The organism is Saccharicrinis aurantiacus (genome assembly GCF_947489045.1).
GTDB classification, from domain to species: Bacteria; Bacteroidota; Bacteroidia; order Bacteroidales; family Marinilabiliaceae; genus Saccharicrinis; species Saccharicrinis aurantiacus.
Window position 1 is genome coordinate 118,874 of record NZ_CANLCN010000014.1, and the last position, 22,968, is coordinate 141,841.

Consider the following 22,968-nt stretch of genomic DNA (forward strand, 5'->3'; position numbering starts at 1 on the left):
GTTTGATAAACCAAAAATGGCAGTCCACCATAGTGAACTGCCATTATATAGTATTATGTAACTGATTTACTTAGCCTCTGCTTTAAGCGCATCTTCTAAACGATCACCTCTTAATCTTTTTGCAACAATGATACCATCTCCATTAATTAAGAAATTATCTGGAATACCTCTGATTGCATAAATTTCAGCTGCTCTAGATTTCCAACCCATAAGATCACTAACGTGATTTTCCCAAATCAAATTGTCATCTTTAATGGCTTTCTTCCAGCGCTCTTTATCCTTATCCAAGGAAACACCATAAATAGTAAATCCATTGCCTGTTTTAAACTCCTCGTCTTTAAACTTTTTATAGGCTTTAACCACATTTGGGTTCTCTGCTCTACATGGTCCGCACCATGAAGCCCAAAAATCGATTAGAACCATCTGTCCCTTAAGATCAGATAATGCAATTACATCGCCATCAGGTGATAAAAACTTCAACTCAGGAGCTTTGTTACCTATCTCTAGACCAATCTTTACTTTTTGTGCGCTTACCGCAGCGATAGCCGCAAAAAATACAGCTACCAATAATGTATACTTCCTCATCATATTTTCCTTTATTAACAACTGCTATTACTAAATAATGCAGTTTACTTTAAATTAAATAACGTACGTTGCACAACAATGTTGCGTTACGTTTGAGGCGATAAATATAATAGGATTTTATTAATTTGAGTATGCGTAGAGATACTCTAAGGCAGAATGTACTTCTGAAATTGAAGTGCTTTTTGAGATAAGGCGGCCCTCACCGTCAATTAAAATGTTAGTTGGTGCATGAACACTGTATGCAGAAGCAATATCTGATTCATCGCCCTTAAAATCGCAAATATGCAAGGCTTTTACGTAACCATCTTCTTTAATGGCCTTTTGTAATGGAGAATTAAATTGATCTAAAGAAATAGATACGATTACAAATCCTTCTCCTCGATAAAATTTACTGTTTGCAAATTTGCTTTGCATAAGCATTTTCTCATGATTATCAATTCGTGATAAACCATCGTAAGATGCCCAAAAATCCAACAGAACCATCTTTCCTTTTAATGATTCCAAGTTAAACTCTTCACCATTTAATAAAGATGTTTCAATATTAGGAACTTTATTTCCAATCTCAACACCAACAACCGGCTCAGGTGAGCGATTGTTAAAGGAGAAGAAAGTTAGTCCTACTAATAAAACTGATGCTAAAAATTTTAGCCTAACCATACAAATTGTATTCGTTAATAATCATTGCAAAGTTTACACTTTTAACAATATGAACTCTTCAAATTTAGACCAACCCAACTATTAAAGTGATGAATTGGATATTAATCACAACAAATATTTGTCGCAGAACATAAAAATGAATTTGCAAACCTAGATAATATTAGCTATATAAAGAGCCAATATATGTTAAATATTCGAAATGCTAACTCAAATTCAGATAACTGATTGATTTAAAAACAAAAAGCCTGATGAAAAGTTTCATCAGGCTTTATATAAATTTAAAAATTTCCTTATTTTTTGTAATTGTCTACACCTTTTTGCAACCACTCCGAATAGGCTTTGATGTTAGGCTCATAGGCCTTTGGAGCATTCAATTCATTCTCCTCATTATCTACTAAAACATAATAGGGTTGACTATTAATTTTATATCGAGAAATTTGAAAATCACTCCATTTATTACCTACAGTTCTAATCTTTTTTCCGGTAGTTTCAGAAACATATTGTTCGTCTTCTGCTAACTTTTTTCTATAATCAACATAAAGAGCTACAACTACATACTCGTTACGCATAAGAGAATTTACCTCTGGGTCACTCCATACATTAATCTCCATTTGACGGCAATTAACACATGCCTTACCGGTGAAATCGATAAACAAAGGCTTATTTACCGCTTTTGCATAAGCAAGCGCATCGTCATAATCATGAAAAACAGATAAACCTTGTGGCCCTACCTCCATCTTTTGTTCTAACATCGCAATATCTTTATTAGATGATTGCTGCATTACATAGTTCGATGAATGTAGTGACTTATAACCAACCCCTTGCGGCGATTCTGAATACTCCAATGGAGGAGGAAATGCGCTAATTAGCTTAAGTGGAGCTCCCCATAAACCTGGTATCATGTAAATTGTAAATGACAATACTAACAAACCTAATAGCAAGCGTGGTACCGACAAGAATTCCAATGGAGAATCGTGTGGCAAGCGCAACTTACCCAATAGGTAAAAGCCAAGAGCTCCGAATATAGCAATCCAAATTGCAATATAAACTTCGCGCTCTAGGAGGTGTAAATCAAGTACTAAATCAGCATTTGAAAGGAATTTAAATGCCAAAGCTAACTCTAAGAAACCAAGTACAACTTTCACCGAATTTAACCATCCGCCTGACTTTGGTAATGAGTTTAAGTAACCCGGAAACATTGCAAATAACGAGAATGGTAAGGCCAAAGCTAAACTAAAGCCAAACATTCCAACTAATGGAGCCATACCCCCTTCTGAAGCAGCTGTTACTAATAAAGAACCAACAATTGGCCCAGTACATGAGAACGACACTAAAGCCAAAGTTAATGCCATAAAGAAAGAACCGATTAAGCCTCCCTTGTCTGCTCCAGCATCAGCTTTATTAACCCACGATGTTGGTAATACTATTTCGAAAGCTCCTAAAAAGGAGATGGCAAATACCACCAATAGTATAAAAAAGAATAAGTTGAACCAATGGTTAGTGGACAAAGCATTTAAGGCGTCAGCACCAAATAATAGTACTACTAACCAACCTAAAACAACATATATTAGTATAATAAATATACCATATTGAATTGCATTTTTAATTCCAACTAACTTATTGGTACTCTGCTTTGTAAAAAAGCTAACCGTCATTGGTATCATTGGGAAAACGCAAGGTGTTAAAAGTGCTGCTAATCCGCCTATAAAAGCCAATGCGAAGATACTCCAATAACTCTTATTCTCACCCGAAGCTGCATCTGTGGTTTTACTTTCCTTAACCACTACAGGCTTTTCTTTTAAACTAAAATTAAAATCTATCTGATCAGGTGGTAAACAGCGTTCATCATCACAAGCCATAAATTCAACATAACCCTCAATAGATTCTGTTCCGGGCTTAACGATAACCACTTGCTTTATAGTGGCCTCATTTGACCAATAAGCCAATTCCATTTGAAATGAAGAATCAAAGTGTTTACCAGGCACCGGTACTTCAACAATATCTTCAGTCGATTCAAAAATTGATGCATCGCTAAAGTTAACGCTTGTTGCAATAGGGCCGCCTTCTGGCAAATGAACAGAATACAAATGCCAGTTTTGCTCAATAGTGGCACTAAAAGTTAGTTCATAAGTATTCTCACTCAATTTCTCTTTACTAACAGTCCATTTCACAGGCTGCTCTATTTGTGAAAATAGAACCGTGAACGGCATTAGTAAGAGCATCAGTAATGCTAGTTTTGTTTTCATTATTGTGTGACTTTTATTTTAGACGTTCTATTAATATTCGTTTTGTGCATGTATGTAATAATCTAGATACATCCTCAATTATTATACCATGCTGCAAAGATGAAAGATTTACTATTCAAAAGACATGATATTTTTCAAAAAAGTGATAAAACATTGCGCGCCATCGATTTTATATCAACATTATTCCACTTTGACATTTTATAACATTAAAACTTGCCCTTATGACAATCAGAATCGTATATTGTTTTAAAGAAGAGCTCCGTTATGAACGATTTAACAAAAAACCCAAGTCTCAAATACTATCCTCCTTTAGAAGAGAAAATCAATGTTGCTACACATGCATTTGGGATAGTAATAGGAGTTATTGGTTTTATTCTGATACTTATAAAGTCTATCCCAAAACAAGATGGCTTACAACTAGTATCGGTAATTATCTATGGACTTAGCATTGTAACCTTATATACAGCCTCAACATTATTTCATAGCGCTAAGGAACCAAAGCTTAGAATACGATTAAACATATTCGACCACAGTGCTATTTACGCACTTATTGCAGGCACATATACTCCTTATACACTAATTACACTTCATGGACAAATTGGATGGTTGGTTTTCGGGATTATTTGGCTTGTGGCCTTAGTTGGCATTATACTAAAGTTTTTTTACACGGGCCGGTTTAGAATACTATCTACAGCAATGTATGTAGTAATGGGTTGGATGGTTATGTTTGCCATTAAACCGCTTTATGAGAGTTTAGATTATAATGGATTTATACTTTTAGTTACTGGCGGTATTGCCTATACTGTTGGTGCTGTTTTATATGCAGTAAAAAACATCCCTTACAATCATGCTATCTTTCACTTTTTTGTTTTAATTGGTAGTATACTTCACTTTTTATCGGTATACCTTTATGTATTATAAAAAGTCCCACGCAAACTAAAGCGTAGGACTATTGCTAACAAAAAATCTGATTGGGTATATTATTCTGTTTCTGGCGAAAGGTATTTGTATACAAACCCTGCTATTAAGGCTCCTATAATCGGTGCTACCCAGAACAACCAAACCTGTCCTAAATAATCTCCTCCAGCAAAAATAGCCTGACTAGTACTACGCGCAGGATTAACCGATGTATTAGAAACAGGTATACTTATTAAGTGAATTAAGGTTAAACCTAAACCAATTGCTATACCTGCAAAACCTTTCGGTGCCTTTGAATGAGTTGCTCCTAAAATGATTAATAAAAACATAAAAGTCATAACAATTTCACAAATCAATACAGCTGTCATACTATAACCGTCTGGAGAAAGCGAACCGAAGCCATTTGATGCAAATCCACCAATTTCAAAACCTGGCTTTCCACTGGCTATTGCGTATAATATTGACGCGCCAAACAAACCACCTAATACTTGCGAAATAATGTACGGAAAGATCTCCTTTGATTCTAGTCGTCCACCGGCCCATAAACCAACAGTAACTGCAGGATTTAAATGGCATCCTGAAATATGGCCAATTGCGTAAGCCATTGTTAATACGGTTAATCCAAATGCGATAGACACACCAACAAATCCAATTCCTAAACTAGGGTAACCGGCTGCTAAAACAGCACTTCCACAACCTCCAAGAACAAGCCATGAGGTTCCGAAAAACTCTGCAACATACTTTTTCATATTTACTATATTTGATTAGAATTTAAGTAATACTACGTTAAATATAGAACGATAATTTGAATATATCCAATTTATAGTGTGCTATAAAACACGAAATTAATCAAATCAACCTTGATAAAACTTTGATTCTAAATAGCTCTTCTTTATATTTATTTATTCCCTTTATTTAATAACTGAGATTGATGAATATGAATCTCAAAAACCTAATAATTTTGAAAAAAACTTTTCTAATTCTCTGCATGCTTATTGTTATCTCAGCCTCTCTTCTGGCCCAAATCATGTACCAAAATGTGAGCAATAAAAATCTTTCGTTAGGATCATATGGAAGAATTGGCGCAGATTGGTCATTTAACGAAGGAAGTGCTATTGGCCGCCGACTTAACCTAAATAACATGGGTAGTATTGGCGGGAGACTCGAAGAACAAGATTATTTAGAATTAGTACCTGCCATACATTTTTTACCATTTAAAGAAGGAGATTCAACCATTATCAACGTTCAGTTTCGATTTGCAGCTTACTCAAAAAGTCTCACTTTAATGGGGAATTCATCAACTAGCAGTCCTGAAGGCCTTACCTTTGCCATTCCTGAAATGTATGCTGAGGCACGGAATATTGCCAACTCTGGGGTTAATGCATGGGTAGGGTCGCGACTATACAGAGGAGCTGATGTTCATGTTATTGACCATTTCTATTTTAACGATCATTCGGGACAGGGTTTCGGTGTAGAATATAAGAATACCCGTTTCTGTACTTTATTTATTGCAACAACAGATACTACAGCTACTGTTCCACCGTACTTTTATATTAATATTGAATCCGGAACAGCCACATTGGCTTTAAGGCAACGAGTGGTAAACATATTAGAACATGATATTCTCCTTTCAAAGAAAAATACCCTTACCCTGCTTGGAGAATATCATCATATGGGAAAAGCAGAAGGAGATCCTGATGAAGAATTATTGGATAGTGAGCTACAGCATGACTATCCTGCTGACTATGGTTTTGTGCTTGGTGCGCGGTTGGTTACTGAATTAAAAGGCTACGCGCCTGGCGGTTTTAATAAGTTAGCCATTAGGTATGGCGGACGAATAGCAAATGGTGGCGATGGTGGAATGGCAAGAACGTGGTTAACTTTTGGTGCTCCTAATTTGGAAAAACAGGATTTTGCCAAAGCATACTCCATTTCTTTAGTAGATGAAGTACTTCTGAACATCAATAAAAATCATAGTTTAAGTGCATACGTAGTATATACACAGAGTAAAGGGGGTGCCAAAACAAAAGGACTCGCAGAAACCTATCACGAGAAAGAAGTATATAATTATAAGCAAGATTTTACCATAGGTTTTAGAGAAACTTATTACATAAGCGATATTTTCCATTTACTCAGCGAAATGCACTATTCTCAACGCCAAGATGGTGAAGATCCAACATACTCAATGTTTAAAATATCATTAGCTCCAACACTTGCACCTACAGGCGAGAGGAGCTATTGGGCAAGACCTCACCTTCGTTTAATTACTTCCGTTGCTTTTTATAACGAGGCTACAAAAAACAACCTATACTCTCCGCACCTTCAATTTGTAGGACCCAAAAGTGTTGGTTTATATTTTGGCGTTAAAGCAGAATGGTTCCTTTGGAACTAAAAATGGCCTGCCTAAATGAATAGGCAAGCCATTGTTGATATGTTATTTATACACCTTAATCCTTATAATTTCTTAAACCAAGTGTAATACCTACCTCACCATAAGTACCTCTTATTGATCCGTTATAATCATCACTATTAAGTGGTAATGTGTAATAGTAACGTCCTTGCAAGCCTAATATAACTTTACCAAAAGGAATTGAATAATTTAAACCTCCGGCCATACCATATAAAATATCCTTATCCAATACATAACCCTCTGGTTTAGATAAATAAGCAGTAATAAATGGACCTGCATTAAATGCTAACGTTGTCTTTCCTATATCAAATGCTACATGTGTTAACAGTGGAACTTGGATAGAGCTTGCCGATGTAGATACATTATCTAAGCTATAGGATTCTTTATTATAGTTTGCCTCAACCAACAGTCCTAAGTTCTTCTGCTCCATATGTATAAATTGTAGACCAAAAGCAGTCCCAATAAACGGGTAACTTAGACCATAGCCATCCTTAGGCTCATTTACCTGATGGTCTTTTATATAAACTCCTCCTTTAACAGCTATCTCGCTATAGCGTTTAAATTCCTCTTTTTGAGCGCTAAGCATTCCTGAAAACAAGAATAGAAGTACCAAAGATATTGAAGTAGTTTTGCACATATATGGCTAAATAGTTGATTTACAAAGTTGCTTATTGCGTAATAATGCCTTTATGATAGCCTCTAGTTTTTAACTAAAGTACCAATTTTCTCTCCCTTAATTACTTTAACAAGGTTTCCTGGAGTATCCATATCGAAAACTACAATTGGTAAATCGTTTTCTTTACACATAGTTGTGGCTGTTAAATCCATCACCTTTAATCCCTTATTATAAATCTCATCAAAAGTAATCTCATCAAATTTTGTAGCGCTTGGGTCTTTTTCTGGATCGGCAGTATAAATACCATCCACACGTGTACCCTTTAACATCACATCTGCCTTTATCTCAATTCCTCTTAATGAAGAACCTGTATCAGTAGTAAAATAAGGATTTCCTGTACCTGCTGATAAAATAACCACTTCACCCGACTCCAAACATTCAATCGCCTTAGGTTGAGAATAAAACTCTCCAACAGGCTCCATTCTGATAGCCGTTAAAACGCGTGCTTTTACACCATTATTATTTAAAGCCGACTTTAATGCCAAACTATTAATTACGGTTGCCAACATGCCCATCTGGTCGCCTTGATATCTATCAAAACCCTTAGCAGCACCACTTAAACCTCTGAAAATATTACCTCCACCGATAACAATTCCAACTTGAACACCCAATTCAGCAATTTCTTTAATCTGAGTTGCATACTCATCTAATCTATTCTGATCAATACCATAATTTTGGTCGCCCATTAACGATTCTCCGCTCAGTTTAAGTAATACTCTTTTGTACATGATATCTATATTCTAGCAATTATTTATTTCAGCACAAATCTAATCAAAAAGAACAGAATCCCTGTAATTCAATATTGTAAATATTGAACTCCAACAATTATCAATAAATATTTAAATAAATCAAAAAGAGAATGAACATTCACTTTTATTTATGGTTTATAGTCTGAGAATTCGTTTATCGCAAATTTGAAAAACGATTATCAGTCAAAATAGAAGTTCGATAAATTAAACAATATGGCTAAACTGCAGAAAAGTATTGAAAAAAGAAACGCCTTATTAAGAGCAACACTCTGCTTGGTGAATAGCGGAGGTATACAAGAGGCCTCTGTTGCCAAGGTAGCTAAAATGGCACAGGTCTCTCCTGCTACAATCTATCTGTATTTTGAGAATAAACAAGATATGGTTAACCAGCTATACTTATGTGTAAAAGAACATTATGCTACAGTTGCCTTTGAAAACTATATCGCTGACAAGCCAGTTAAAAAAAGCTATGAGCAGATTTGGTTAAACATGATTCAGTTTAAAAAAGACAACCCCGAAGAATCCTCCTTTTTATCTCAATGCGATAATACACCGATTATTGAAGAGGATACAAGACAAAAAGGCTTGAGCTTTCTGCAACCATTATTCGATTTGTGGGAGAAAGGAAAAAATGAGGGAATTATCAAAGATGTTTCGCCATATATTATTTATGCTTTTACCATATATCCTCAATCTTTCTTAACAAATATTGAGCAACGATCATTGTGTAAAATAAATAAGGTAGAACTAACACAAGCTTTTCAGGCTGCGTGGGACAGTATTAAAGTTTAAAACGATGAAAAAGAAAACGGCAATAATAATAGGGGCAAGTGGCTTAACAGGAGGACTTTTACTGCAAAATATAATTTATGACGAACAATATGAAAACATAAAACTATTTTCGAGGAGATCTATAAATCATTCATCCACAAAAGTTAAAGAATTTATTGGAGACATTATTAATCTTGATCAATTCGAGAGTGACTTTAAGGGAGATGTTGTTTTCTGCTGCATTGGAACCACAAAAGCAAAAACAAAAGACCAAAGTATTTACAAAAATATTGATTATGGTATCCCGGCTAAGGCTGCATTATTATCTAAAAAGAATCATATAAAAACCTTTATGGTAGTTTCTGCTCTTGGTGCTGATTCAAATAGTAGTGTATTTTACAATAGAACTAAAGGCGAGATGGAAACCGCCGTTTCTTCAGCAGAAATCACTAACACTTACATTCTCAGACCATCTTTAATTGTTGGTAAACGCTCTGAATTTAGGTTAGGAGAAAGATTTGCTTCAGTTGTTATGAGCATTATGGCTCCTTTAATGATTGGAAAATTAAAAAAATATAGATCAATAAATGCCGAAGATATTGCAAACTGTATGTATAGACTCAGCAATTCTCAAGGAGATCATACAATAATTGAATCGGATGAAATAAAATTTATTGCAAATCACTAAACCTAATTTGATATTTTGTGTTTGGTTAAAAAAAGAATGAACATTCAGTAAATAATAAAAATAAGATATAATGGAATTATTAGATAAATTAAAGTGGCGTTATGCAACAAAGGCCATGAATGGCCAAAAAGTAGAACAAGAGAAAATTGATAATATTATTGAAGCAGTTTCTTTATCGGCAACTTCAAGTGGTTTACAGCCATTTGAATTGTTAGTTATTACTAACGATGAAATAAAAAAGCAAATTAGAGCTATTGCTTGGGATCAGTCAGTTATAACAGATTGTTCGCACCTATTAGTGTTTGCTGCTTGGGATACTTATACGCCAGAGCGCATCAACAAAATGTTTGACCTAACAAACGATGTACGTGGTTTTAAAAATCAAGGTTGGGAAGACTATCGTCAGATGTTATTAGGTACTTACCCACAACGCGATGAAGAAACCAACTTTAACCATGCTGCTAAACAAACATATATTGCATTTGCTAACGCGATAAATGCTGCTGCTTTCCAAGGAGTAGATTCTACACCTGTTGAAGGTTTTGATCCGGATGCATTAGATAAAATATTAGGCTTACGCAAAAAAGGCTTACGAAGCACTCTGCTATTACCAATTGGCTATAGAGATGCTGAGAATGATTGGCTAGCTAACCTAGTTAAAGTTCGAAAAAGTAAAAAGGATTTGGTGACTGTGATTGAATAATACCAAATTCGATAATTGTAAAGGCATTCTGTTTACAGGATGCTTTTTTTTATGCGCCTATTAAAAGAATAACATAATAGCTGATAACCCTATTACCACAATCACAAATCTGCGATAAGCCTTTTCTGGTATTATTTTCACTAAACGTTTGCCCAAAAAGGCACCAGCCAATAAAGCAGGTAGTAATACAAAATTTAGTTGTATGGTCTGCCATGTAATAGAATGCCAGTAAAAAGCATGGATAGGTACTTTTAAAGTATTTAATAACAAGTAGAAAGCGGCACCTGTGGCGATAAACGTTTCTTTAGGTAAACGCATCGTCATTAAATACAAATTAAAGATAGGGCCAGCTGCATTTCCAATCATTGTGGCAAAACCACCCGATAATCCTAAGGAAGTAGAAAACCACTTTTTCTCAGTAAATCCACCTTCTTCTTTTTTAATATCCTTATAAATAATGATGGCTAAACAGACCAATATAGCTATGGCAATAGTAAAGCGAAATTGATCATCAGAAACATATTTACCCGTAAAGGTTGCGACAGTAATGCCGATTAATGCCCATGGCAGAAGTTTAGATATATAACTCCATTCCATCTTTTTACGGTAAACTATTAGAGCAAAAAGATCGCCAAAAATCAGGAAAGGTAACAAAATACCTGCCGATGCCATACCCCCATATAAGTGGGCTAGAATAGGAATATTAATCATAGCAAAACCTTTTAAGCCGCTTTTACTAATACCGCTAACAAAAGCACAAAAAAGAGTGATACCCCATGTAAGCCAATCTGATTGTAATGGATTGATAATGTCTGCCATGAGTGCAAAGGAACGGAATATTTTATGATAACTAGCAAGAGTTAATGTTATTATTAATTAAAATACCCATACATAAACCTTAAGCTACCAATTTCTTTTTTAGTCAATTTTTATATATTTGCAGCCATAATTGTTTGGCCCCATAGTTCAAGGGATAGAACAAGTGTTTCCTAAACACTAGATACAGGTTCGAGTCCTGTTGGGGCTACTTTTTACCCAAAAGGAAGAATACAAAACCCTGTGAATCGTATGATTTACAGGGTTTTGTGTTTTTTAGCAATTCAATATAAACCATTATATATTGAATTTCCTGGTGAGTAATTCGGGAGTCAAAAAATTTTTACTAAATTTACTCACTAGCATCTCTGTAATCAACACTATTGTAGGTGGTTACAAGGATAAAAAAACAAAAAAGATGCCGTTTTTTTTGATTGATATTGATTGAATTTTAACGCTAAAAGGTATGTGAAAACACACCGAATTGAAGCAATTATTCACAATCAAAAACAAATAGTATGATACCAACAACATTCTCAGTGACCTTTACGGCAAGGCCATTAAAGACTAACAAAAAAATGCTTAGCATCTACTGCAGAGTCAGTGTAGATGGGGCACGCACGGAATTCTCAGTAGTAAAAAATACACCTGTAGGCTCATGGATTCCATCCAAAGAAAGGCTCAATTCAAGCTATTCGGATTTTAGAAAATCGAACCTCTATATCGAACAAGTTCGAGCACGAATCACCGAGATTCATCGTGAATTAGTATTGTGCAAAAAGGTTTCCACCCCACAAATCATCAAAAATATTTTTCAAGGAAAGTCCAATGATTTTGTGACCCTATCTTACCTAATTGATTATCATAATCAGACGCAAGCCGACATACTTAGCGAGGCCACCTTTAAGCAATATAAAACCTTGAGGCGCTACCTATACCTATTTTTGGAGCAAAAGAAATCAGTGAATGAAATCTACATCGATCAAATCGATTTTAAATTCCTAACTGAGTTTGAAGCCTTCCTTCGTGCCTTCCAACCCCTCGATCACCAACGAAAGATGAGCAACAATACAGTGATGAAACATCTTACTAAACTGAAGAAGCTTATTAACCTGGCCCATAAACTCGATTGGATAAAAAAGAATCCATATGATCGTTTCAAAATATCCTATACCAAAGTGAATAGAGGGTACCTTACCGATTTAGAGGTCAAAGTTATTATGACCAAAAAACTCCGTATGGAGCGCCTACAATTGGTACGCGACCTTTTTATTTTTGCCTGTTACACAGGTTTGTCCTATATCGACATGCACCAACTAAAGCCCGATAATATTGTATTAGGGATTGATGGTGAAAATTGGATCAGAAATAAGAGACAAAAAACACACGAGATCTATAGCATCCCGCTGCTCCCAGAAGCCTTAAGCATCGTTAATAAATACCGAGAGCATCCCAAAGCAGTGCATAGAGGAACTATTTTTCCATCCATCTCAAATCAAAAAATCAATAGCTACTTAAAGGAAATTGCCGATCGCTGCGACATTCATAAAAATCTCACTTTTCATTTAGCACGACACACTTTTGCCACTACCATAACCCTAAGTAATGGAGTGCCTATTGAGACCGTAAGTAGAATGTTAGGCCACACCAAGCTAACAACAACTCAAATTTATGCTCGGGTAGTTGAAAACAAGATTAGTGACGATATGAAGGAACTCAGAACTAGGCTCAGTAATAAAGCAGAAGAGGATACACGTCAGGTTGTTAAACGTTAATTTAAATGTTATAAATCGTTATTTTTTTAAGTGATAATATTAATTTAGTTGTATAACGTTTGTACTAACCCAAACTAATTATGATTAAATTATTACATCACTTAGAGGAGTTAACCTGCACATCATGTGACTATAATGATTGTAATCTCTACTTATTGTTTAAGACTAAAGATTACGAAATTCAGTTACCCAATTACATTCCCAGTATTTCACATTGGAAAAAGTTAATTCTTGATTTCATATTGAAAAATGACAATACTGGAAATGTAAAGCAGCAAATGAGAGTATTACAACTGAGCATTATTGATACCTTAAATAATCTCTATAACAACCAAAGTTCATGTAAGTATAAAACGCAGTGTGCAAATATAATAGGGAACCCACATCTCCAAATACTGATAAATCTTTTCGACTTTATCAAATGTCGATTTCCAAACTACTTTGATGCAAAATTAAAGTTGCCCAATATTATTGTAGAGCGCGAGCGAAAAAAGAGTGTGATTGATAAAAATTGGTTGATTATGAACAATCAGTTCTTTAATGATTTGCATGTCTTATTAAAGCCATTCATTCAACTTGCTGTTTGTAAAAACAGCAAGTTTACATACAAAAGAATAGCTTACTTAAATTTAGTAGCACCAAAGCTTAAAAAAGTATTGAGCAAATTTGCAGAGAAGGATCAACTACTTGAAGAGATAATAAAGACCTTTATTGTTTACAATTACAACTATCCGCCCTGTTATACTTTTATAACAGAGAAGATGACCGAGAGACTAGCGGAAGAATCTACAGACGAAAGTAGATCCAATATGCTAACCCAATATGAAAAAAGAATCCAACAATTGCCCCAGTGTACTACCGAGCAATACTCCTACAAATACGAATCCCTAAAATCAAATATATTAAATTGGATACAACAAGAATTGAAGTATACTGCATTTAAAATGAATACAGTTACTACGCCAATATCCAACAAAACAATTATTAAACCCGCACCTGAAAAAATTAAAACCAATTTATCAGTGCCACAAATAGCTTGTCTTTTGCGTCAATTTATGGAGGCAAAGATTATTCAATCCAAAACGAAGAAAGAAACCCTTCACATATTTGCGCAAATATTAACCTCCACATCAAGTGCTCGAATATCAGGCAACAGCCTTAATAAGAAGTACTATAATATTGATGATCATTCAGCAAAAGTGGTGAAAGAACTCATATTAAATCTGTATAAATCATTTAATGCAGATAGAATAAAAAAATAATTACCCAACATAAGTGATTGATTATCATGGGGTGGTTTGGGGGTGGCGCCACCCCCTGCCACTGTTTTTGTGTTGATATTCTATTTTCCTTTGTCATAAATCAATATCAATCAAAAATTATGGCATTAGAAGTAATAACAACAGACGATCTAAGAGAATTCAAAATTGAGCTCTTAGACGAAATTCAGAAGCTACTCAAACGCTACCCGAGTGCTACAGATAAAAAATGGCTCAAGTCCTACGAAGTGAAAGAGCTATTAAATATCTCTCCAGGGACCCTCCAACACCTCCGTGTATCTGGTGTTCTTCCTTACACCAAAATTGGTGGTACGATATATTACGACCATAGTGAGATTCTGAAGATTCTCGACGATAATAAATCAGTCAATTATCACAACAGTAATCAAATTTAAGTGCTCAAGTATTAACAAAATGTCTTGATACTAAGAAAACATGAACTACATCAAGCACCAAAATCACGTTTTCGCTTTGATGGACGCCAATGCTAAAATAAAACCATTACACATTAGCCTTTACCTGGCTTTGTTTAGAATTTGGAATCGGAACCGATTTGTGAACCCCATAACCATTACACGTTTAGAGATGATGCAGATGTCTAAAATTGGATCTCCCAATACCTATACAAAAATACTTAAAGAGCTCGAACGATATGGTTTTATACGCTATCATCCATCCTTCGATGCGCGTCTGGGAAGTAAGGTTGACATGTACACTTTTGATACAGGTACCTGTACACTCGCTGTATCAAAAGTGATACCTTTTAATAAACATATAAACAATACACACTCTATTAAAGAAAATGAAGTTTCTATTTCTGATGGAGCAGAACAAAAAGAAAATACCGATATGAAAAATCAACAATTTACGCCACCGCCCATCGAGCACATCAAAATCTATTTCCAACAAAAAGCACAATCCGATTCCGAAGCCGAACGCTTCTTCAACCATTACGAAAGTAACGGATGGTTAGTGGGAGGGAAGTCACCCATGAAAGACTGGAAAGCATCCGCACGCAATTGGATACTCAATATTCAAAAGTTCGCCACCAAGGCCAAGGAAGTATCCCAACAACGCTTCCTAAACCAAAATAAAGCCCCAAACGGCACCCAAAAAGCAAAACTCCGACCCATATCACCACCGCCCTCATCCAACAACTACGACGAACCCCTCTGAAGGAAGAGCTCGTGCCCAATGCTCGTGCACGTGTCCACACGTGTTCGCAATAGCTGTTCTGAGCCGCAATCCCACGCCATTGAGTCATTGCACGCGCAGCAACAATCTCAAGGCGCCACGATCAATTAAAGCTGTAAATCACTTCAGCCCTCAGTCTTCAGCCTAAAAACCACTGACTACAGCCTAAAAACTACAGACTATATAAAAAGCTGTAAATCCACTTGATACTTGTGTCTCAATACTTTATACTAAATAAAACTTCAACCTAAAAACTAAACTATGCACTCTTCCCACCTAGCGTCTAAAAACGTTAAGAAGATTAGTGAACGAAGCGTTAAGAATAAAAAGCTGTTTGAGTGAAACGAGTTCTTTTTATTTAGCGCAGTGAAACGAATCTTTAGTTTTTCGATGCAGTGGCGGCATTTTTTGTTTACTTTTTTTTGCTGTTGACAATTGAAGCGAAGCGTAAATCACGAACACCAATCAAAACAAAATAGCGTGAGCTAAAATGTAAAAGCCTTGCGGCTAGAGCAAATACCAAGCTATAAATCCACTTGATACTTGTGTCTTAATACTTTATACTAAAAACTTCAGCCTAAAAACTAAACTCCTGACCACTGACTAAAAAATAAAACACCATCTAAAAATCTCTTATCTAAACTCTAATAATCTAAAAGTTATGTTCTACACCATCCAAAACAACACCATTATCTACGACTTCCAAAAGTCCCTCGATCACATCACCAATCAAGGGAAGCTCACCTATGGTTCACATTTCCGCTTGTACGATGAAGACATGCACATCATCAAAAAGCTATTCGTCTATTTCATTAATGACCATAGTGGCTGTCAACAACACAATATGGACCCCCGCAAAGGCATTCTCCTCATCGGACCAGTAGGCTGTGGCAAAACCGCATTGATGAAATTGATGCAAACCATATTACAAACACACCAACGCTATGCCCTAAAGGCTTGCCGCGATATCACCTTCGAATTCCAAAAAGATGGATTCGAGGCCATTCACAGATACAGCAAAAAGAGCTTCACCAATGTTCCTGGGCGAAGAATACCCAAAACCATATGCCTCGACGATCTAGGAGCAGAATCCAACATCAAGCACTTCGGTACCGAGTGCAATGTGTTGGCCGAAGTATTACTCAGTCGTTACGACCTCTTCATCAACAACCGCCTCATTACCCACGCCACCACCAACCTCAATGCCCAGGACATCGAAAAACTCTACGGACAAAGAGTCCGCAGCCGCATGCGCGAAATGATGAATGTAATCTCCTTTCCAAAAGAAGCACCGGATAAAAGAAAGTAATTTGTTTTCGCATCCCACGCTATTGCGTCATTGCGCGCACAGCAAAGCAATCTCAAGGCGCCACGCCAAGCATTAACAATTTATTCCAGTCTGCCGACAGGCAGGATTAACCATTAATAATTATCAAGCGGCTGTAAATCATCTTAATACTTGTGTCTTGATGCTTAATACTAAAAAGAAGCTGCAAATCACTTCAGCCCCACTGCTCGTGCACGTGTCCTCACGTGTTCGAAAGTAGTAAATCATTTTGATACTAAAAAAAGCTACAAATCCCTTCAGCCCTCAGCCTCAAAACCACTGACCACAGACTAAAAACTCCAGACTATATAAAAAGCTGTAAAATCATCTTTATACTTTTGTCTTAATACTTTATACTAAAAAAAACTGCAAATACCTTCAGCCCTCAACCTAAAAAGTAAACTCAAACCAACCAGTCTTTCTTTAAAATAGTGGTTTAGTGATTGTTTTTTTTAATTTCGTATAGGTTTAAGGAGTCAAACAAATACTAAGCAAAATTGAAATGAAAATCCCTCAAAATATTACAAAGGCTGATCTGATAAAGGCAGCCGATAAAATAATTGTAGAAGGAATTCCCAAAGGTGCTCAATCCTCAACTTACGATGTATTTTATAAAAATGAATTACTACCTCCAAAGCTTATAGTCTCCTATGCAAATCTTTTTAGTAATGGAGTTGTATTAGGTAGAGATACATTTGAGGGCGGACAGAATACCGAATGTTTTAACTTACTAACGAAGAATGGCTTTAGTATTTATAGAAAAGATAATATATTCCCAATCCTAATCAAGTTTTTAGATCAAGCACAAGAAGGTGGATTAAAGACCTCAAAATATCCAAAAAAAATAAAGGGTTTGCAAAGTAAAATTAGCTTTGGTCAAGGCGTTGCAGCAAGGGTTCCTTGGATTTCCTTTTTAGCAGAACCAAATATTACAAGTAATGGCATTTATCCTGTTTACTTATTTTATAAAGACTTAAACAAACTCATTTTAGCTTATGGTATTAGTGAAACTAATGTTCCAATTGCAAGTTGGAATGTAAATAATAGAGAAACTATTACTGAATATTTTGAGAAAAATGAATTAGGTAAACCCGATCGATATGGAACATCATTTATTCATGAAGTTTACGATGTAGAGTCTTTATCAAATGATTCTGTACTTGATAATGACCTTGATAACTTAATTGAAATATATTTAGAATGTATGGAAGGCATACCTACAACAAGTAGTGAAAGTACATTATTTAATAGTCTAAATTTTAACGAAGACCTTAACGATTCTGGATTAATATTTCAAGACATCCTAACAACCCGCTTCGTTGCATCCTTACTCACCAAGCCCTTTGTTATACTCTCTGGCCTTTCCGGTTCAGGAAAAACAAAATTAGCACAAGCTTTTACCCAATGGATCTGTCAAGACGAGAGTCAATATTGCATTGTACCCGTTGGTGCCGATTGGACAAACAGAGAGCCCTTGCTCGGTTACCCCAACGCATTAAAAACTGACGAATATGTAAAACCCGATAATGGGGCACTTGATCTTATTATTAGTGCAAATAATAATCCCGATTTACCATATTTCCTCATCCTAGACGAAATGAACCTAAGTCATGTGGAGCGTTACTTTGCCGATTTCTTAAGCCTTATGGAATCCAAAGGTAAACTTTCACTTTATGCAGAAGGAGCAGAATGCCATGGCGTACCTGCAACCTTGTGTTTGCCCGATAACTTATTCATTATTGGCACCGTTAATATCGACGAAACCACTTATATGTTCAGCCCTAAAGTACTCGATCGTGCAAATGCAATAGAATTTAGGGTAACAAAAACCGAGATGGAGTCGTTCTTGGCCAATCAACAAGATGTTGATATGAGTAAATTACAAACCAAGGGAGCATCCATGGCGAAAAGTTTTCTCTCACTAGCAGCAAACAAGGAATTTACAAAGCAAGATTTAAACGAAACCCATAAAACGCTAATCAACTTTTTTGAACAACTCAAAAAAACAGGTGCAGAATTTGGTTACCGTAGTGCGACAGAAATTGTTCGTCTCATTAATCAATTAACGGTAATTGATCCTAGTTTAAGCAGTAACCAAAAGCTTGATATAGCCATTATGCAAAAACTATTACCAAAGCTTCACGGCTCACGCCGTAAGTTATGCCCAGTACTCATTACTCTAGCTAGCTTTTGCGTAGACAAAGAAAAATTTCAGAATGACGGAAAGGAGTTCTTCGCCAAAGACGATTTTAATTTCGAGGACGAAGGAATAAAATACGCCATATCACTCGAGAAAATCACAAGAATGTACAAAGGAGCTATTGAAAATGGATTTGCCAGTTATGCAGAAGCTTAAGCAATGGAAAATAAATCATTTGTAAATATCAACCTCAACCATATAGAAGAGGGGCTTCAACTTTGCATCGACGCCAAATGTGAAAATACATTATTCGAAGATTCAGATGCGGAAGAATACGGGGAGGCACGTTTTCAATTAGTGGAGGGCTTTACCTACGACTATACTTTTCTACTCAATAATAATTTTGCAAGCGCCTATGCCTTGCAGAAAGAAAGTCATGTAGTTCCGCATAAACGCAACCAATGTACGGGTACTATTTCTCCAAATATATATGTAGGTACATTAGGTCTATATATCAAGAACCTCTCGGAACCCGATTTTACTGAAGAAATATTTGTCGAAGTACAATCTGTCAAAACCGGATACCGTGATGATTATCGTGATATGTTGGAGTTGATTACTGAAAAATGTACCGACTTGCTCATGCAAGCCAACGCTCCCGTTTCTCAGAATTTTGAAACCGACTTTGAAAAGGACAATGAAACCCTATATCAAAAGTTTGCTTTCATAAAATCAATATTAGCAACAGATGAATTTGCAGAATCTGTACATCGCATAGTTTCCTCACCCGTTACACAATGGAAAGAGAAGTCTGAGCAAAAAGACATTAGAAATATCAGGCGATTTAAAAATTCCAATATCAAGGAACTTATTGCAGGGAGCAACAGAACTCCATTATCTAACAAGCATTATCTGCAAAGTTATGGCTTAAATAGTTTACCAGGTAAAGTGTCTTCGAATCGAAAAGTAGATACCGTTGATACCGCCGAAAATAGGTTCGTTAAATTTGCGCTTGAAAGCTTCCTAAAGTTTGCCTCAGACATTAATAAATCTGCAAAATATGGTTCACGCTTATGGAAAGAATCAGATCAGCTTGAAAAAGAGCTAGAATCATTTTTACACCATGCCATATTTAAAGAGGTTTCACGTCCAAATACCTTAAAATTAAACAGTCCTGTTCTACAACGTAAAGAAGGCTATCGCGAAGTACTGCGAGTTTGGTTAATGTTCGACCTAGCGGCTAAATTAGTTTGGGAAGGAGGAGACGATATTTACAAAGGAGGGAAGAAAGATATTGCTACCCTTTATGAGTATTGGCTTTTCTTTAAGTTGCTCGATCTATTTGAATCGGCCTTCGAAATAGCACCCAAAGATATTTCTGAGCTGATAAAGGAAACCTCCGATGGTTTGAGTTTGCAACTAAAACAGGGTGCGCATACTGCATTACGGGGAGTTTATAATACAGGAACACGTAAATTAAACATCCGTTTTAATTATAATAGATCCTTCAGCGGGCAAAATAATTACCCACAATCGGGCAGTTGGACAACAACAATGCGCCCCGATTATACCTTATCGTTTTGGCCATTCGGTATTTCCGAAAGTGAAGCCGAAACACAAGAGCTCATTGTACATATTCATTTCGATGCCAAGTATAAAATTGCCAACCTAACGGATATGCTCAATAAGTCCTCAGAAGACGATCTTACCACAGAAAAAGAAAATAACCGCAAAGGTATTTATAAAAATGCCGATCTATTAAAGATGCATGCCTACAAAGATGCAATCAGAAGAACAGGTGGGGCATATGTTCTTTATCCAGGTGAGGCCTCAATTAACAAAAAAGGCTTTCATGAAATTATACCCGGACTAGGAGCCTTTCCTGTTCGTCCTTCCAAAACAGACGACGGCATTAGTGAACTAAAGAATTTTATTCTAGAAGTAATCAATCACTTTATCAATAGAGCATCTCAACGCGAGAAGATAGCCTATCGTACATTTGATGTTTATAAAGATAAACCAAAATCAAGTGATGAGGTAAACGACCTTTTACCCGAAGTATACGGTAACAATCGCAATCTAATTCCGGATGATATTCAGGTTTTAGTAGGATTTTATAATACAAAAGAACAATACGATTGGATAAAAAAAGGTCAGTATAATTTTAGAATGGGATCAGGTAATGGCTCACTGATATTAGATACAGAAACAGTATCTGCAAGATACCTGCTATTACATACCCATAAGGATAAAACAAGCAACGACATTTGGAAAATCACCAGCAAGGGACCCAGAGTATTCACACGAAAAAATCTTGAAAAGTTAGGATACCCAAAAGCAAAAGACCCAAAAGAATACGAAAAAAGTTACTTGGTAATAAACATTGAAAAAGTGGACGAACCAGAACTTACTGCACACCATTGGATATTTAGCAAACTCAATAACTATCAATCAAAAAATGCTGCAGCAAAACCTTTCACAGCAACACTATCAGAACTAATGCAAGTAAAGAAAAAACCATAATGTTCATTATCCTATAAAACAAAAAAAAGCCACTGTTATGAGAACGACAGCAGCTTTTCCAATCTTTAACCAAACCTAACCTACTTTAATTATACAAACAAATTTCAATCATAGTATTTAAAAAAATGGTAGAATCTATAATCTTTATTCTAACAATCTAAAAAAAGAAAAGGTCCATCGGTGTTCCTCATCCCTCGTCAGCAAAAGATCACGCCAGGCTATCGCAGCATTATTTAAAAAGTTTATAACCAAAGGCACTTAAATAAAGCTGCTCACTAAAGTAGTATATTCACATAAGCAAGCCATAAACCCAACTACTGGCTTCTGCCTTCAAACTAAACACTATAATCCTAGCCTGTCATGCCTTTTGCGTTCCCACGGTCTTCCTCACGGGTAGCTCTCACTATTTTATTGGCACTTGCCTTGTCCGTAAACTCCCAAAACAAAAGCCAATAACCTAGCCGCTACCAGAGTTTGGCTCGCCTGCTAGTCGCTGCGGGCTTCATGGCACAATAGTTTAAACCCAAATTATACATTAAAGAGTCGTAGTGAGCATTAAAATTACAACAAAACAAGTGCTTATTGAAAGGAGGCATAGCATCGCTACGGTGACTTGAAATAAGTGAGTGATACGTCTTGTTTTGAAGTAATTTTAATGCGGAATAGATTTTTTAATGTATATTTTGGGTTACCATACATTCCAACTATTCCACTGTACATGCCTCAAGTCGCTTCAAAACATTCCACTGCATGATAATCGTACTTTGCTAGCGCAAGCACCATTACCACTACGTTTCACTATACCAAATGAATTTTAAAGTGCGCTTTGAAATTTGAGAGTATTTTCAGTTTATACAAGGCATAAAATTGAGGCATAGCATCGCTATAGTGATATTTTATAACGCAGCATAAACTGAAAAGAACTTAAAGGGTAAGCGCACTTTAATGTTCTTTTGGTATTCCTCAGCAGCTTTCAGCATCCCAAAACAAAGCGTGGAAATACACCCTTTCTTAAGTTTTGGGCAGTTCCATTAGCCTCCATTGTATTTCAAACTATTGTACCACTCGTGTAGCTCGCATTAGTTGTCATGGTTTTTGAACCAAAAACACACGCCAACTAACGCGGCAACATATGCCATTTCCCATTCTCTACGTTAACTCCCAATCTGCCACCCTTGCTCCACTCGCAGTCGGCTCGATGCACAATTCCACCGCAACCCATTCCGCTGCGCTCCATTCATTGCACTTCCATTCCTAACGCTAGCTGTAGGCACCTGGCCCTGCCGGGTAGCTCCGCATAAAAACAACTGTCCACGGACTAAACCACGCTGCAAATCAATCTAAATTCTCTTATCTAACATCTAATAATCTAAACCAAAAGCATAAATCCTCTCACAAAATTCTCCCAGTTTGGCAAAAAGTAAAGGTCAAGCCCTGCGGGTTCGATACCATTTTATTGATTATACGGTTACAATAAGCAAGCTGTAAAGTAATCTAATGATCTCTTATC

General features: G+C 36.1%; 19 protein-coding genes and 1 tRNA gene. 13 read left to right on the top strand and 7 right to left on the bottom strand.

Annotation, left to right across the window (positions count from 1 at the left end):
* Positions 1-66 precede the first annotated feature (66 nt).
* From QMO11_RS15645 to QMO11_RS15655, 3 genes are all read right to left on the bottom strand, one after another.
* Complete coding sequence (locus tag QMO11_RS15645) at positions 67-588, bottom strand: TlpA family protein disulfide reductase (protein WP_282038171.1); 522 nt, start codon at positions 586-588, stop codon at positions 67-69.
* A 117-nt stretch (positions 589-705) separates the two neighbouring features.
* A complete protein-coding gene (locus tag QMO11_RS15650) occupies positions 706-1,242 on the bottom strand; it encodes a TlpA family protein disulfide reductase (RefSeq protein ID WP_068472106.1) in 537 nt (178 codons plus the stop codon).
* A gap of 290 nt (positions 1,243-1,532) precedes the next feature.
* Entirely contained in the window at positions 1,533-3,488 is a 1,956-nt protein-coding gene (locus tag QMO11_RS15655; RefSeq protein ID WP_282038173.1) for a protein-disulfide reductase DsbD family protein, read from the bottom strand.
* A 264-nt stretch (positions 3,489-3,752) separates the two neighbouring features.
* On the opposite strand from QMO11_RS15655, the gene trhA reads away from it, so the two are divergent.
* Positions 3,753-4,409, top strand: coding sequence for a PAQR family membrane homeostasis protein TrhA (gene trhA, locus QMO11_RS15660; RefSeq protein ID WP_282038175.1), 657 nt, complete (start codon positions 3,753-3,755; stop codon positions 4,407-4,409).
* Positions 4,410-4,468: 59 nt separating this feature from the next.
* Here trhA and aqpZ read toward each other — a convergent pair whose 3' ends face one another.
* Positions 4,469-5,155, bottom strand: coding sequence for an aquaporin Z (aqpZ, locus tag QMO11_RS15665; protein WP_068472100.1), 687 nt, complete (start codon positions 5,153-5,155; stop codon positions 4,469-4,471).
* Positions 5,156-5,445: 290 nt separating this feature from the next.
* Between aqpZ and QMO11_RS15670 the strand changes: the two genes are divergently transcribed.
* The gene (locus QMO11_RS15670; protein ID WP_282038176.1) at positions 5,446-6,798 is read left to right on the top strand and encodes a carbohydrate porin; all 1,353 of its coding nucleotides are present in this window, start codon (positions 5,446-5,448) and stop codon (positions 6,796-6,798) included.
* Between the two features lie 55 nt (positions 6,799-6,853).
* Here QMO11_RS15670 and QMO11_RS15675 read toward each other — a convergent pair whose 3' ends face one another.
* On the bottom strand, positions 6,854-7,453 hold the full coding sequence (locus QMO11_RS15675; RefSeq protein ID WP_282038178.1) for an outer membrane beta-barrel protein: 600 nt from the start codon (positions 7,451-7,453) through the stop codon (positions 6,854-6,856).
* A gap of 62 nt (positions 7,454-7,515) precedes the next feature.
* Positions 7,516-8,220: a UMP kinase gene (gene pyrH, locus QMO11_RS15680; RefSeq protein ID WP_282038180.1), complete on the bottom strand. Its 705-nt coding sequence runs from the start codon at positions 8,218-8,220 to the stop codon at positions 7,516-7,518.
* A gap of 234 nt (positions 8,221-8,454) precedes the next feature.
* Between pyrH and QMO11_RS15685 the strand changes: the two genes are divergently transcribed.
* The 3 genes from QMO11_RS15685 to QMO11_RS15695 all read left to right on the top strand — a co-directional run bounded on the left by QMO11_RS15685 (position 8,455) and on the right by QMO11_RS15695 (position 10,403).
* Positions 8,455-9,033 carry a TetR/AcrR family transcriptional regulator gene (locus tag QMO11_RS15685; protein WP_282038182.1) on the top strand — a complete coding sequence of 193 codons (579 nt, stop codon included), beginning with the start codon at positions 8,455-8,457 and terminating at the stop codon, positions 9,031-9,033.
* 4 nt (positions 9,034-9,037) lie between these two features.
* On the top strand, positions 9,038-9,700 hold the full coding sequence (locus QMO11_RS15690; RefSeq protein ID WP_282038184.1) for an NAD(P)H-binding protein: 663 nt from the start codon (positions 9,038-9,040) through the stop codon (positions 9,698-9,700).
* Between the two features lie 70 nt (positions 9,701-9,770).
* Entirely contained in the window at positions 9,771-10,403 is a 633-nt protein-coding gene (locus tag QMO11_RS15695; protein ID WP_282038186.1) for a nitroreductase family protein, read from the top strand.
* 60 nt (positions 10,404-10,463) lie between these two features.
* Here the strand turns inward: QMO11_RS15695 and QMO11_RS15700 are convergent, their stop codons facing one another.
* Positions 10,464-11,222 (bottom strand): sulfite exporter TauE/SafE family protein, encoded by a 759-nt coding sequence (locus QMO11_RS15700; RefSeq protein ID WP_071792528.1) that lies wholly within the window; start codon positions 11,220-11,222, stop codon positions 10,464-10,466.
* A 136-nt stretch (positions 11,223-11,358) separates the two neighbouring features.
* On the opposite strand from QMO11_RS15700, the gene QMO11_RS15705 reads away from it, so the two are divergent.
* The 8 genes from QMO11_RS15705 to QMO11_RS15740 all read left to right on the top strand — a co-directional run bounded on the left by QMO11_RS15705 (position 11,359) and on the right by QMO11_RS15740 (position 21,458).
* Positions 11,359-11,430: transfer RNA gene (locus tag QMO11_RS15705), tRNA-Arg, on the top strand.
* A 307-nt stretch (positions 11,431-11,737) separates the two neighbouring features.
* Entirely contained in the window at positions 11,738-12,994 is a 1,257-nt protein-coding gene (locus QMO11_RS15710) for a site-specific integrase (RefSeq protein ID WP_282038190.1), read from the top strand.
* An 80-nt stretch (positions 12,995-13,074) separates the two neighbouring features.
* Positions 13,075-14,256 (top strand): hypothetical protein, encoded by a 1,182-nt coding sequence (locus QMO11_RS15715; protein ID WP_282038192.1) that lies wholly within the window; start codon positions 13,075-13,077, stop codon positions 14,254-14,256.
* Positions 14,257-14,375: 119 nt separating this feature from the next.
* Positions 14,376-14,669 (top strand): helix-turn-helix domain-containing protein, encoded by a 294-nt coding sequence (locus QMO11_RS15720; RefSeq protein ID WP_282038194.1) that lies wholly within the window; start codon positions 14,376-14,378, stop codon positions 14,667-14,669.
* A gap of 40 nt (positions 14,670-14,709) precedes the next feature.
* The gene (locus tag QMO11_RS15725; RefSeq protein ID WP_282038196.1) at positions 14,710-15,450 is read left to right on the top strand and encodes a hypothetical protein; all 741 of its coding nucleotides are present in this window, start codon (positions 14,710-14,712) and stop codon (positions 15,448-15,450) included.
* 679 nt (positions 15,451-16,129) lie between these two features.
* Positions 16,130-16,777, top strand: coding sequence for an AAA family ATPase (locus tag QMO11_RS15730; RefSeq protein WP_282038198.1), 648 nt, complete (start codon positions 16,130-16,132; stop codon positions 16,775-16,777).
* A 520-nt stretch (positions 16,778-17,297) separates the two neighbouring features.
* Complete coding sequence (locus QMO11_RS15735; RefSeq protein ID WP_282038200.1) at positions 17,298-19,151, top strand: MrcB family domain-containing protein; 1,854 nt, start codon at positions 17,298-17,300, stop codon at positions 19,149-19,151.
* 3 nt (positions 19,152-19,154) lie between these two features.
* The gene (locus tag QMO11_RS15740; protein WP_282038201.1) at positions 19,155-21,458 is read left to right on the top strand and encodes a DUF2357 domain-containing protein; all 2,304 of its coding nucleotides are present in this window, start codon (positions 19,155-19,157) and stop codon (positions 21,456-21,458) included.
* Positions 21,459-22,968: the final 1,510 nt, after the last annotated feature.